The 13,263-nt window shown below is 43.2% G+C and carries 11 protein-coding genes; 6 read left to right on the top strand and 5 right to left on the bottom strand.

Annotated elements, in window-relative coordinates:
* Positions 1 to 2: 2 nt before the first annotated feature.
* Positions 3 to 1,046: a lipoyl synthase gene (gene lipA, locus JMX94_RS02870; RefSeq protein WP_201563013.1), complete on the top strand. Its 1,044-nt coding sequence runs from the start codon at positions 3 to 5 to the stop codon at positions 1,044 to 1,046.
* 113 nt (positions 1,047 to 1,159) lie between these two features.
* Here the strand turns inward: lipA and JMX94_RS02865 are convergent, their stop codons facing one another.
* Genes JMX94_RS02865 through JMX94_RS02855 form a run of 3 tightly spaced genes read right to left on the bottom strand, consistent with a single transcriptional unit; the run spans position 1,160 to position 4,806 of the window.
* Positions 1,160 to 3,277, bottom strand: a complete 2,118-nt coding sequence (locus tag JMX94_RS02865; protein WP_201563011.1) for a TRAP transporter permease — start codon at positions 3,275 to 3,277, stop codon at positions 1,160 to 1,162.
* Complete coding sequence (locus JMX94_RS02860) at positions 3,249 to 3,794, bottom strand: DUF1850 domain-containing protein (RefSeq protein WP_201563009.1); 546 nt, start codon at positions 3,792 to 3,794, stop codon at positions 3,249 to 3,251. The genes JMX94_RS02865 and JMX94_RS02860 overlap by 29 nt, the downstream gene beginning before the upstream one ends.
* Complete coding sequence (locus JMX94_RS02855) at positions 3,772 to 4,806, bottom strand: TAXI family TRAP transporter solute-binding subunit (protein ID WP_201563007.1); 1,035 nt, start codon at positions 4,804 to 4,806, stop codon at positions 3,772 to 3,774. Before JMX94_RS02855 ends, JMX94_RS02860 begins: the two co-directional genes overlap by 23 nt.
* Positions 4,807 to 5,743: 937 nt before the next feature.
* Here JMX94_RS02855 and JMX94_RS02850 point away from each other — a divergent pair.
* The 4 genes from JMX94_RS02850 to JMX94_RS02835 all read left to right on the top strand — a co-directional run bounded on the left by JMX94_RS02850 (position 5,744) and on the right by JMX94_RS02835 (position 9,470).
* The gene (locus JMX94_RS02850; RefSeq protein ID WP_201563005.1) at positions 5,744 to 6,130 is read left to right on the top strand and encodes a hypothetical protein; all 387 of its coding nucleotides are present in this window, start codon (positions 5,744 to 5,746) and stop codon (positions 6,128 to 6,130) included.
* A gap of 145 nt (positions 6,131 to 6,275) precedes the next feature.
* Positions 6,276 to 7,961 carry an alkaline phosphatase gene (locus tag JMX94_RS02845; RefSeq protein ID WP_201563003.1) on the top strand — a complete coding sequence of 562 codons (1,686 nt, stop codon included), beginning with the start codon at positions 6,276 to 6,278 and terminating at the stop codon, positions 7,959 to 7,961.
* 163 nt (positions 7,962 to 8,124) lie between these two features.
* Positions 8,125 to 8,643: a helix-turn-helix domain-containing protein gene (locus JMX94_RS02840; RefSeq protein WP_201563001.1), complete on the top strand. Its 519-nt coding sequence runs from the start codon at positions 8,125 to 8,127 to the stop codon at positions 8,641 to 8,643.
* Positions 8,547 to 9,470, top strand: a complete 924-nt coding sequence (locus JMX94_RS02835) for an IS3 family transposase (RefSeq protein ID WP_201563054.1) — start codon at positions 8,547 to 8,549, stop codon at positions 9,468 to 9,470. The genes JMX94_RS02840 and JMX94_RS02835 overlap by 97 nt, the downstream gene beginning before the upstream one ends.
* A 77-nt stretch (positions 9,471 to 9,547) precedes the next feature.
* On the opposite strand, the gene corA is transcribed toward JMX94_RS02835, so the two are convergent.
* Positions 9,548 to 10,771, bottom strand: coding sequence for a magnesium/cobalt transporter CorA (gene corA / locus JMX94_RS02830; RefSeq protein WP_201562999.1), 1,224 nt, complete (start codon positions 10,769 to 10,771; stop codon positions 9,548 to 9,550).
* Between the two features lie 104 nt (positions 10,772 to 10,875).
* Positions 10,876 to 11,265 (bottom strand): DUF2237 family protein, encoded by a 390-nt coding sequence (locus JMX94_RS02825; protein WP_201562997.1) that lies wholly within the window; start codon positions 11,263 to 11,265, stop codon positions 10,876 to 10,878.
* Between the two features lie 616 nt (positions 11,266 to 11,881).
* Here JMX94_RS02825 and JMX94_RS02820 point away from each other — a divergent pair.
* A complete protein-coding gene (locus JMX94_RS02820) occupies positions 11,882 to 13,198 on the top strand; it encodes an ATP phosphoribosyltransferase regulatory subunit (RefSeq protein ID WP_201562995.1) in 1,317 nt (438 codons plus the stop codon).
* The last annotated feature ends 65 nt before the right edge of the window (positions 13,199 to 13,263 follow it).

Below are 13,263 nucleotides of genomic sequence, written 5' to 3'. Positions count from 1 at the left end.
TTATGACAAACGCCGTACAAACCCACGTCCCCGCTGCCCGTGCAAAACCGAAAAAAGCCATCCAAGGCGAAAAGCTACGTGGCTACGACAAGGTAGCGCGCATCCCAATTAAAGTGATTCCGACCGTCGAGGCGAAGAAAAAGCCAGATTGGATTCGGGTTAAAATGTCCTCACCTGCGGAAGTGGCGCGTATTAAAGCAACTCTGAGTGAGCAAAAGCTTTATACCGTCTGTGAAGAAGCCGCCTGCCCTAACCTGCCGCAGTGCTTTGCCGATGGTACGGCGACCTTTATGATTATGGGTGATATCTGCACCCGTCGCTGCCCGTTTTGCGATGTCGGTCATGGTCGCCCAAATGAGTTAGACAAAGACGAGCCACGCCATACCGCTGAGACCATTCAGGGTCTAGGTCTGAAATATGCGGTAATTACCTCGGTTGACCGTGATGATTTAAAAGACGGTGGTGCTGCCCATTTTGTTGAAGTATTGAATGAATCTCGCGCTTTAAGCCCAAACTGCTTGATTGAGATACTCGTGCCAGATTTCCGTGGTCGTATGGATATCGCTTTGGACTTATTGACTGAAACTGCGCCAGATGTCTTTAATCATAATATCGAAACCGTGCCTCGTTTATATAAAGCCTTCCGTCCCGGCTCTGATTATCAGCATTCGCTCGATTTGCTTAAGTTATATAAAGAACGCCGTCCTGATATTGCCACCAAATGTGGTTTTATGGTTGGACTTGGTGAGACCGAAGAAGAAATCTATAAGCTACTTGATGATTTAAAAGCCCATAACGTTGATATGATTACCGTTGGTCAGTACCTGCAACCTAGTAAAGACCATGCACCAGTCGATCGTTATGTTCATCCAGATGAGTTCCAGCGTTATATGGATTATGGCAAAAAGATTGGCTTCTTTAACATTTGGGCAGGCCCTATGGTGCGCTCAAGCTACTTTGCTGACCGTCAATATTACGGCGAAGATTGCCCAGCACCTATCCGTAGCAAAAAAGCCTTGGCCGCAGAAGGTAAACTTGGCTGTTAATCGAAATTCGTCATCATATTAAAGTAGGATGACGAAAAAACATAAAAAGGGCGAATAGTAGATAGTTACTATTCGCGCTTTTTTATGCCTCTAAACTATCGCTCTAAATAAGGTTAAACGTTTAGAGGTAACACGGGCGTCTTACTGGTTTTTATATTTAATAACGCGATACCAAGGATGATGACACCCCCAATCAAACCTGTGGTAAGCCCAGGATAAATCAGTAGTAAAGCACCAATGGCCAGAATGATACGCGTGATTGAATTCATACTTCCTTTAAAATAACCCTCTAACGCCGCACTAAGCCCAATCACACCAACGACCGACGTCACAACGGCAATCACAATATCCATGACCGGTGGCAATGGGAACTCTTTCGCCGTGACCGCAAGACCTGTCGGGTCAATCATCAACATCGCAGGATTATAAATAAACATAAATGGGACGATAAAACCTGCTAACGCCAGCTTTAATGATAAGTAGCCTGTTTTCATCGGATCGCCGCCCGAAATACCAGCCCCAGCAAAAGCAGCCAAACAGACCGGCGGGGTAATATTAGCAAATACCCCAAAGTAAAAGACAAACATATGCGCGGCTAAGATAGGCACATCAAACCCTGCTAATGCGGGCGCCGCCATGGTTGCAGTAATGATATATGCAGGAATCGATGGCAATCCCATTCCTAAAACCATCGACGCTAGCATGGTTAAAATTAAGGTTAGCAATAATGACCCTGCCCCTAAAGTGACAATCGAAGAAGTCATTACCGTACCAAAGCTGGTTAAGCTGACCACCCCAATAATAATACCTACGACCGCACAAGCAGCCATCACCGCTAGCGACTGACGGGCGCCATCTTCTAGCGCACCCAAAATATCCTTAAAGCCCATGCGTGTTTCTTTACGTAGCATACTGATGACAACCGTAAAGCCAATGGTATAGGCAGCGGCATAGCCTACCGGCACATTTTGTATTAATAAATAAATCAAAAATACAATCGGCAATAACATATGACCGCGCGCTTTTAATACCTCTTTTACCTGTGGCAAACTTTCTTTTGCCATGCCTTTTAAGTCTCGGCGACCTGCGCGAAAATGTACCTGCGCGATAACGCCTAGATAATACAAGATAGCAGGTAATAATGCTGCCAAAGCAATGGTGCTATACGGTAGCCCTGTGGTCTCGGCCATAATAAAGGCACTTGCGCCCATAATTGGCGGTAATATCTGACCACCAACCGACGCACTTGCCTCTACAGCGCCCGCAAAATCCTTATGGTAGCCAACCTTTTTCATCAAGGGGATGGTAAACGCGCCGGTACTAACGACGTTTGATAAGGCTGAACCATTGATACTGCCCATAAAGCCGCTTGAAATGACAGCCACTTTAGCAGGGCCGCCTTTTTTATCGCCTGCCAGCGCCAATGCCAAATCATTAAACAGCTGACCCATGCCAGAACGCGCTAGAAAAGCGCCAAAGAGGATGAATAAAAAGATAAAGGTGACTGAGGCACCGATTGCGACTGAATACAATCCTTCCGTTTTTAGGAATAATTGACCAAAAATATCGCCCATATCATAAGGACGAGTGAGTAGTCGATCCGGCATAAAGTCCAGATGACTGACAAAGGGATATAGCAAAAATATAGAGGCCAGTATGGGCAATATCCAACCAGTGATACGACGACTGCCCTCAAGGACGCAGATGACGGTGATAATAGAAAATATCACATCGACCGAATTTGCCATGCCGCCGCGACTGGTGACAATATCTTGGTACTCGTATATCAGGTAGGTCATGCCAGATAAAGACAACACAAACCAAATCCAGTCATACCATGCTACCCGCTTACGACTGCTTTTTTTGCTGGCAGGAAAGATTAAAAAAATCAACGCAAAGCCAACGCCCACATGCACGGAGCGCTGCAATAGTGACGGCATGGGGTTAAAGGTAATATATAAATGAAAAAGGGAATATAAGATACAAATGGTAGCGATAATATACTTCACCGGACCTTGGGTAATATGACGCGTGATAGACTCGCGATCATATTTTTCTAATATCGCTTGCGTCACACTAGGATCAACGTCGTCGTAATCTTCAGTCTCTACATGCGCATTTGTCTGCTGTGCCAATATCGCATTTTCATTAGCATTCACATCATCGTTAGAATTTGCATCATCGTTATAAATAGGAGTCCCGCTATTGTGATCCATCACTTGGGAGTTCATGACAAAAATCCTTATTAAATCTATCGATTAGACTATAAGCCTTGGGCATAATAGTTACTTCTGAATAATCTGGCACCCATTGGTGAATCAAAATACGCTGACCGGCATAATCAATTTCGCCTTGCGTTAATCTTGATACCACCCAATTAAGATGGGGAAACCTTTGGTTGATTTGATAGCCGACGTAGCCATCCTTTTTGATAGGAGCAACGTTTTCGGTAGACGGCGTACCGGCACCAAATGCTTGAAAATAGGTATTGGTTAGTAGTAAACCTTCCGCTTCACGAAGATACTGCTCTTCCCACCACTGCTTTTCTACTGAATGAATCCAGCGTAATTGAAAGTCAGGCTCAACGAAATAACATACCAAGCTATCGGCTTTAGTATCGCCCGTTACCCGTATTTCAATGACAGATTGGCGGCTAAAAATCGCCCATAGTATCAATAAAACCAGCGCAGCCATCGCTGCTGCGCCAGCTATCCACCATAAAGGTTTATTTGGCTGCTTGCTCATCATAGTATTTTTTGGCACCAGGATGAATAGGAGCTACCATACCGACTTGAGCGGTCTCTAAACTGATATCATTCGCCGCTTGGTGAGCGTTTTTCAAGCCCTCTAAGTTTTCAAATAACGCTTTGGTCAACTTATAGCCATCATCCTCAGAGATATCAGAGCGCACCAATAAGGCATTCATGACGGCTGTGGTTGGAATAGCAGCAGCATTACCATAGGTACCGGCAGGAATCTCAAAAGTCTTAAAGTAAGGCTTGGTTTCGATAATTTTTTTGAGCTTATCTTGATTGATGGTGACCAGCTGCAATTTGATACCTTGCTCTAGCTCTAATAATGAAGAGTTCGGTAAGCCACTACTAAAAAACGCCGCTTCAATTTTACCCGCTTTCATCGCATCGGCGGCATCGGCAAAGCCTAAATAGTCGACTTTGACATCATCATAAGTGATACCAAAACCTTCTAACAGGGTGCGAGCATTGACCTCTGTACCAGAGCCTTGATCGCCAACTGCAATACGCTTACCTTTTAAATCTTCAATATTTTTAATACCAGACTTCTCTGAGGCAACCACTTGAATGACGTTAGGATAAAGCACGGCAATTTGCTGGATATTGGTGATAGGCGCTGCCTTAAAGTCATTTTTACCTTCTACCGCATCAGTGACCACATCACTAAGCGCGAGTACCATATCTACTTTACCTTGGGTCAATAGATTGACGTTTTCTACTGACGCCCCTGTCGTTTGGGTTTTGGCGTTAACACCAAAGGTTTTAGCATAAATCTCTGCTAAAGACGTTCCAATAATATTATAAGGACCGGAGGCGCCCCCTGTAGCAATAGTGACGAACTTGGTTTCGAGCTTGTCGCTTGCTGTGGTGGCAGTATCTGTAGAAGTGTCGGTAGTAGCACTGTCAGTAGCGGCATTATCAGCAGGCGCTTTGTCTGAACAAGCAACCAGAGTCATACTGGCTGCAATCATGGCGGCTAATAGAGGCATCTTATAAATAGACTTCATTATTTTCTTCCTTGATAAAATAAAGCAAAATGGGTTTATAAAAAAACTTGAATGCAAAGTTCTTGAACGCAAGGTTCTTAAATACATGGTTCTTAAATACAAAGCTGTAGTAGCCATTCATTCTTGTTGACTACCAACCTCAGTGTATGACACTGACCTTCGCTATAAACTCAGGAGTTAAGCGTTCCATAACCTAGGGTCTCCTCAATTAAAACATGGCATGTCATATATTGCTACGATGTTTTAATGGATGCGAGTGCTTATGTTCAAAAAACAGCCAGTGATATGGTTCTCTATATTTAATGAGCTAAGCAATATGTCACAAGCTGCAATCCAAATCTAAGCTATACCAAAGCTATGGTTAATCTTAAACACAACTGAAACCTTTTTTGTCACGTGCTGCTGGTATAAATTTTACTGGCGTGCTGTGTCTACGCTAACAGAGGCTGCGCAAAATTAATCCCAGCAGCACTGTACCGTTTTCAAAGTACTTTAACTATATATCAACAGCCGAAACCATATCTATAGTTTCGCTATGCGATACTAAGTTTCATATTATAAATGATTTAAACAAATTTTGACGGGGTTGTAAACCTTTATCCGCGCTGCTCTTCATAAAAATGCATCAAGCTATTTTTATTAAAATCATATTTTATTAAAAAATATATCAATAGCACTTTTCTTATAACGCTACTGCTAGCCATTTATTTACTTCGTTAATGCCGCTTATATAACCGCCCTTTAGCAGAATAACGCCACCTAAATTAGACAATATTTTTTATTAAACATTCAATTTTTTGAAGGCGAAATCCATCTCTATTATGCTACAGTGCAAACGCTGTATTCGCTCTATAGCTAAGCACTACAATAAGCAGCTGAAAATAGCGCTTAGAGCATACGACCGCCAATAATACTGAACAACCTTATAGGAAAATTTATGAAAAAATTACTTACTTCAACCATGATGCTGGCCACATTTGCGCTAGCTGGCTGTGCCACAACCGATGTCAATTCTAATGCCGGTACGGCAATTGGCACGGCAAACGAGATTGGTATGAATGTCTTTAAAGCCGCCATTGACAATCAATGCCGTAGCCAAATTGAAAAACAAAACGCGTGGCGCATTGCGAGTGTCGCGATGACTGACGCCCAAGAGGAAGAAGTAAAAGGGAGAGTTTGTGGCTGCGTGAGTGAGCAAGCACCGCAGCAAGTGACTATCGTCGAGCTTGGCAATGCTGCGATAGATGCCAGCTATCGCACACAGCTGGTTGCTAGAGTGGTGGCAAAATCGCTGCAAAGTTGCTACGGCAGCATCGTCAAATAAGTAACTGATAAAGTTACCGATTAAGAGCGTTTTTTTAACGAAATAGGCTGGGTTAGCGATTGCTTAACCCAGCCTATTCATATAGATTATTTACTATCATTAAGGATAAATGGAATTTATCTGCAACTCATATCAAGGATGACTCATGAAAAGACGTGCATTTATAAAACTGGGTGGTCAGGTAACAGTAGCCGGAACGGTACTGACGCAGCTGAGCGCTTGTTCGTCAGATGACGATAACGTCAAGCCGCCAAATCAGCTTGATGATTTAGATGACTTAGGCTATCAAGGGGCAGCGCCTTTCGTGCATGGTATTGCCAGTGGCGACCCGCTACATGATCGCGTAATACTGTGGACACGGATTACCAACGACGGTAGTATTGAGGCCTCTAGTATCCCTGTTGCTTATACGATTGCAACAGACCCAGCACTTAAAAACATCGTTACTCAAGGGCGAGCAAAAGCCAGCGCCGCATCTGATTTCACCGTAAAAGTTGACCCTAAGAATCTCAAACCCAATACCACTTATTACTACGGCTTTGAAGCATTAGGCTATCTCTCTCCTATCGGTCGTACACGTACCATACCGCACCCAGACCTGCCGGCGAGTGACGTTGATCGCGTGCGCTTGGCAGTGGTTTCCTGCTCGAACTATGGTTTTGGTTACTTTAACGGCTATGCCAATATCGCCAAGCAAGCCGACATCTCTGCCGTCATACATTTAGGCGATTATATCTATGAGTACCCAGAAGGCTTTTATCGCGATAACGATTTAAAAGAAGAACGCCCGCTGTTTCCTAAAAACGAAATCATTAGTTTAGACGATTATCGGCGCCGCTATGCTTGCTACCGTACCGATGTTGATTTACAAGAATGTCATCGCCAGCATCCGTTTATCGCTGTTTGGGATGATCATGAGATTGCAGATAACTCATGGAAAGGTGGCGCGCGCTTCCACACCGATAGCAAAGGCAGTTACCTAGAACGTAAAATGTCCGCCGTACGTGCCTATCATGAGTGGATGCCCATTCGCGATGACAGTAGTAACGAGCTGGACAGCCAATTACGCATCTATAGACGTTTCGAGTTTGGCAAATTGTTTGATTTAAATATGCTAGATACGCGCATATTTGGCCGTGAAAAGCTTGATGCGGCTGCCAGTAATGAGCCTGAACGTCAACTGCTAGGGCTTGAGCAAGAAAACTGGCTATATTTAAAGATGCTGGAGGGCAAACGCCGGCAAGCAACGTGGCAAATCCTTGGGCAGCAAGTCATTTTAGCGCCTTTTAAAGGTTCTTCTGCGACCAATTCTGGCGATATTTGGAATGGCTATGCCAGCGCGCGGACGCGTTTATTAGACTTTATCGAAGAAAATGCCATCGATAATACGGTGGTCTTAACCGGTGACTATCATGCCTCATTTGCGTTTGATGTCTGTCAAAATCCTTTTGATGGCAATAGCTACAATCCAGCGACTGGCAAAGGCTCCATTGCGGTCGAATTTGTCTGCCCTGCCCTGACCTCTTTAGCCTTTCCAGAAAGTGGCGCAGGAGTAGAAGAAAATCCACATCAAAAATTCAATAACCAAACCGACCATGGCTATATGTTATTGGACATCAATGAGCAGGCTTTGCAATGCGAATGGTATTATACCGAGACGTTAAAAAAGCGTGATGACCGCTGTCGTTATGCCAAAGGACTAATGACCCAAGCAAGTAGCAATCATTTAGTTGAAGGTGGTCAATCGCGCCCTATTACTAAAACGGCTGCTTTAGCCAGTAAAGACACCTCTATGGCGATGAAAAAATCAGCCTCGCTAAGGGCTGGTTAAAGTATAGGCGAGAGCAATCTGCTATTTAAAATAATAATGGCTCATAGTAAGGGCGTGTACTAAAAAAACACCTAATAAAGAAAATTCCCAATAAAAAGGGCGCGTTATATGCATATAACTGAACTGACCCCCATAAGTTGGACACAACTTATGGGGTATTTTTATGCGTTACAATCTAGACTTTAAGATGCAAGTCATCGCATACTATCGGCAAGGCCATAGTAGTCACGCCATCGCTAAGAAGTTTAACGTCAATCCAGAGTTTGTACTCAAATGGGTTAAGCAATACCAAAGCGGTGGCATAAATGCCATTAAGCCAAAGACAAGTAAGGCCAAATACAGCAGTGAGTTTAAACTTAACGTACTAACCACCATGCTTAAAGAAGATTTAAGTCAATCTGAGGTGGCACTGAAGTTTAACATCAGCTCACCGGCGCTCATTAGTCATTGGCACAAAGCTTATCGACTACAGGGTATGTCTGGACTCGTATCTAAACATAAAGGTAGAACCGCCATGAGCAAACCATTTATCACAGACAAGCCAGATGATGAAAAGAGCTTAGCAGAGCTTAAGCGTGAACTGGAATATTTGCGTGCAGAGAATGCCTACCTAAAAAAGCTCGATGCCTTGCTCAAAGCGGAGGAACAAGCAGGCAAAAAGCAAGGCTCATCGAAGCACTAAGACAAGAGCACCCTTTATCTGCTTTGCTAAACATCGCTAAGATAGCTAAGAGTGTCTTTTACTACCATAGGTGTCAGTTTGATGTTAAAGACAAATATGCAGACTTAAAACATCATATTGCTCAGATATACCACAAGCACAAGGGCAGGTATGGTTATCGTAGAGTTACGGCAGCGCTAAAGCAGTTAGGGGTTTATCATAACCATAAGCTCATCGCTAAGCTGATGCATGACATGAAGCTTAGCGCCAAGATAAGACGTCAGAAGTACCGATCTTACAAAGGACAACAAGGCAAGATTGCGAAGAACTATTTGAAGCGCCAGTTTACTGCAGATAAACCGAACACACGCTGGCTCACAGATATTACTGAGTTTAAGGTGGGTGATTATAAGCTGTATTTATCGCCCATACTTGATTGTTATAACAATGAGATTGTCAGCTATACGCTCTCAAAGAGACCGACTTATGACTTAGTTGGTAAGATGCTAGCTAGTGCTTTAAATAAGACAAAGGCGTGCCGTGATAAGAGATTAATGCTGCATTCAGATCAAGGGTGGCATTATCAAATGAAACCGTTTAGCACGACGCTTAAACAGAATGGCATTAAGCAAAGTATGAGCAGAAAAGGCAATTGCTTAGATAATGCACTGATGGAGGGGTTCTTCGGTACGCTGAAGTGCGAGACGATTTATATTGAGAAACCGAAAACGATTGAGCAGTTAGAACAACAGATTCATGAGTATATGCATTATTATAATCATGAGCGTATTCAACTTAAATTAAAAGGACTGAGTCCTGTGCAATACAGAACTCAGTCCTTGGGGTAAACTAAACCGTCCAATATTTGGGGGTCAGTTCACCAATGGCAGCCCTTTTTCTGTCTTAAATGAAGACATGCTCTGACTTATAGCCAACCCAACCTTTTAAAGTTAAGGTATAAAAAACTACATAACGAGATAATAACTGCCATGATAACCAGATAAGAGTACTGCCAATGTAGCTCTGGCATAAAATCAAAGTTCATCCCATAGATACCAGCAATCGCCGTTGGTACCGCTAAAATACCTGCCCAAGCGGCAAGCTTACGTACCACCTCATTCTGTCCCATATTGACCATAGCAAGATAGGTATTCATGACCACGCTGAGCATCTCATTTAAGCCGTTAATGGCATCCAAAGAATGTAGCAAATGGTCATTCACATCTCGGAAGTAGGGTTTAGCAGCATGAGAAAACGGCGAGATTAAGTCACTTTTATCATGATTGATAAAGAAACTACAGATGTCTTGCACCGGTAAAATCACCGCACGCATATGTACCAGCTGGGATTTTAATTCATATAAATTTCTAAGCGTTTCTTTATTAAACTCATAAGTGAAAATGTTACGTTCTTGTTCGCGTAGATAACTGCCCAAACGATCGGTAATCGGCATATAGTTATCGACGATAAAATCGAGAATAGCATGCAGGACAAAGATAGGCCCCATGCGCAGCTTTTCTGGGCGACGATGACAGTGCTCGCGTACCGGCATATAAGAGTTAGATGGACCATTTCGAATGGTAATCAGGTAGTTTTTGCCCATAAATATCGCGGTAGTGCCATAGCGAATGATATTGTCTTCGAGCTTGGCGGTACGTAGCACCACAAATATCATGTCATTTTCGTAGTTCTCAACCTTGGCGCGCTGATGTTCGGCAAAGGCATCTTCAATCGCCAGCTCATGTAATTCAAAAGCATCTCTGACTTTGACCATGGTCTCTAAACTAGGGTCATAAAGTCCAAGCCAGATAAACTGACCACTATTGCTTAAAGCGCGACTGACATCATTCAGCGCCACTTTATTTACTTTTTCGCCCGTTTTACGCGAGTAAGCATAGCAATTGACCACTTCATCATCGCTGGATAAATCGATATCCTCATAGCGCTCAGAGTCGGGGTCATAGACGGTCATCGTCTCAATCGTATCCTCGACCGTCGCGTCCGCATCGCCATAAATATAGCTGTCATAGCTATCATAATTGTCTAAATAAGAGCGCTCATCGCCCATGTTAGGGTCGATAAGGCTGACATTAGAGTCAGGTGTGATACGAGTTGTCGGTTTGACAATCAGGTCATCATCTTGTTTCATACCTTCTCCTTTAGTCTGTGGTTAATATTAAATAAATATTAATTAAAATAGATTATGACATGCGACCAAAATGAATTTTTTTCTGCATACTGCTTCTCTGCAAACTACAATGCAAAGCGTTTTAGCGTCTCGATATCAACCAGACTTAATAAGCTTTCGTGACAGGCTTCAAGTTTTATTTGCGGAGCAATATCGAAGTCTAAGGCTTCAACCCAGCGTAGCGCACAAATACACCAGTAATCACCAGGCTGTAGACCGGCAAAGCCATACTCAGGCAGCGGCGTAATCAAGTCATTGCCACGACTGGCAGAAAAGTTTAAAAATTCGCTGGTCATCTTAGCGCACACGGTATGCTGACCAACATCGTGGTTGCCGGTATGACAAAAGCCATTGCGATAATAGCCAGTAAGCGGGTCAAAACAACAGCTGGCAAGGGCAGTGCCGAGGACGTTGGTTTGATTAATGGCAGGATTTGGGTGGTAATCAGTTGACATAAGGCTTTCCGAGATAAAATATGTGTTAGTGTAACATGAGTCTACCGATAAGGCGTTAGGCAAGCAACAGACTGCAAACGCTTCAGGCTGACAGAAACAGTAATGCTAATAAGCAGTGATGTTAAGAAACTGGATTCTAGAAAATAAGTAAAAATCATGAAAGATAGTTAGCATAAATAACTCCGTGTTACTCTTATCAATGATAGGTATTACTTTTTATTTTCATTTATTCGTTCTGAATGCATACCTTATTAATAGTGAAGGCTTTAAAACTTATTGACCATGAATTAGATGGTAATTGGGGTTAATTGTCACTAGGCGAAGCTTGGCTGCTATGCTAAACTAAAGCATAAAGTGCCTTGATTATTTATCATAGTTTTCTATCGCATAAATTTTAGCGCATAAAGATACTCGTCTTATCATCCTAACTTATACTTAACTTATACTTATTACTCACCCTTTTGCGGTCACCTAGTTTGCTTATAGATAATTGGGTCAGTGATGTTGCGCGTCAAAAATACAAAACGCCTTCCATCCCTGCAATTGTAAATACAACCTTTTAGTACCGCATCAGTACCGCGTTTTTGGTAAGCGATACGCCAAACAAGGATTCATTGTGTCTGCCAGTTCTGATTCTGCAAAACCTGCCCAGTCAAATACGACAAAACCAGCGGCGACTCAGCCTGCTGATAATCGTGCTACCGCTAATGGCTTGCCATATCTAAGTAATTTTGGCAGCGATGTTGCCAATAACAGCTGGCTGCTGCCTGATGGGGTCGTCGATGTGTTGTTTGAAGATGCCCATAAGCAAGAAGTACTTAGGCATCAATTGATCCAGCAGCTTATTAGTCATGGCTATGAGTTGGTCAATCCGCCGATGATTGAGTTTACTGAGTCTTTATTAAGTGAAGCCTCAGAAGATTTAAAGCGCCAAACCTTTAAGATTATCGATCAGCTGACCGGTCGTTTGATGGGCGTGCGAGCTGATATTACCCCGCAGATTTTGCGTATTGATGCCCATCACGGCGGTAATGGTATTGCGCGTTATTGCTACGCAGGGGACGTGATTCATACCTTGCCTTCAGGATTGTTTGGCTCGCGTACCCCGTTACAGTTGGGTGCGGAGATATTTGGTTGCGGCGAACTTGCAGCCGATATTGAGCTGATAGATGTGCTGTTTAGTATGGTCAATAGCTTGGATATGAGCGCGGCGCTGCATATTGATTTGGGTCATGTGGCGATATTCAAGCGTTTAGCGGCACTGGCTGAATTGTCGGATAATGACACCGAGCAATTGATGCACCTTTATGCCAATAAAAATTTACCAGAACTAAAACGTGTCTGTCAGTTACTCACAATGGGTGATGATTTTTACGCATTGGCCCGCTTTGGTCATGATATGGCAAAGTTATTAGACACACTGTCAGATACTGCCAAGCAAGATACACATATCGTGACGGCTGTCGATGAGCTACAACGTCTAAAAGCACATTTAGAGATGCAATGGCAGACGCCAGTCAGTATCGATGTGACCGAACTGTCGGGCTATCATTATCATACGGGCATTATCTTTAACGGCTATATCAATAGTGAAACTCAGCCGCTGGTACGTGGCGGGCGCTTTGATGGTATGCAGAGCGTGGGGCAATTAAGTGCGAAGCAGCCACGTGAAGCGACAGGCTTTAGTATGGATGTCAGCCGTTTGCTGGCGCATACTCAGCTTGAATCACCGATTATTGTATTGGTTGATTATGAGGCATTACAGCAGGCTAATGCTGATGAAGCACAAATGCAAATACTATTGCAGCAGGTCACAAGCTTACGTCAGCAAGGCTATCGCGTCACTATGCCATTAACGTTCGATGACCGTCCAGCAGCGATGACGCATCGTTTAAACTTTGCGAATAATCAGTGGCAGTTAGAAGCTATCTAAATTTAAACGCTATTTAATTTTAAAAGCTATATCTTGAATCTAAAATCTATTTAAAGAAATATCAT

The sequence above is a fragment of the Psychrobacter sp. CMS30 genome (genome assembly GCF_904846565.1).
Classification (GTDB): domain Bacteria; phylum Pseudomonadota; class Gammaproteobacteria; order Pseudomonadales; family Moraxellaceae; genus Psychrobacter; species Psychrobacter maritimus.
Note: the sequence above shows the minus strand (reverse complement) of the source record. Positions and strands in the feature narration are given on the sequence as shown.

Coding starts and splice junctions, on each gene's coding strand:
- lipA (WP_201563013.1), top strand. CDS start 3: ATGACAAACGCCGTACAAACCCACGTCCCCGCTGCCCGTGCAAAACCG.
- JMX94_RS02855 (WP_201563007.1), bottom strand. CDS start 4,806: ATGAAGTCTATTTATAAGATGCCTCTATTAGCCGCCATGATTGCAGCC.
- JMX94_RS02865 (WP_201563011.1), bottom strand. CDS start 3,277: ATGAACTCCCAAGTGATGGATCACAATAGCGGGACTCCTATTTATAAC.
- JMX94_RS02840 (WP_201563001.1), top strand. CDS start 8,125: ATGCGTTACAATCTAGACTTTAAGATGCAAGTCATCGCATACTATCGG.
- JMX94_RS02845 (WP_201563003.1), top strand. CDS start 6,276: ATGAAAAGACGTGCATTTATAAAACTGGGTGGTCAGGTAACAGTAGCC.
- JMX94_RS02860 (WP_201563009.1), bottom strand. CDS start 3,794: ATGATGAGCAAGCAGCCAAATAAACCTTTATGGTGGATAGCTGGCGCA.
- corA (WP_201562999.1), bottom strand. CDS start 10,771: ATGAAACAAGATGATGACCTGATTGTCAAACCGACAACTCGTATCACA.
- JMX94_RS02850 (WP_201563005.1), top strand. CDS start 5,744: ATGAAAAAATTACTTACTTCAACCATGATGCTGGCCACATTTGCGCTA.
- JMX94_RS02825 (WP_201562997.1), bottom strand. CDS start 11,265: ATGTCAACTGATTACCACCCAAATCCTGCCATTAATCAAACCAACGTC.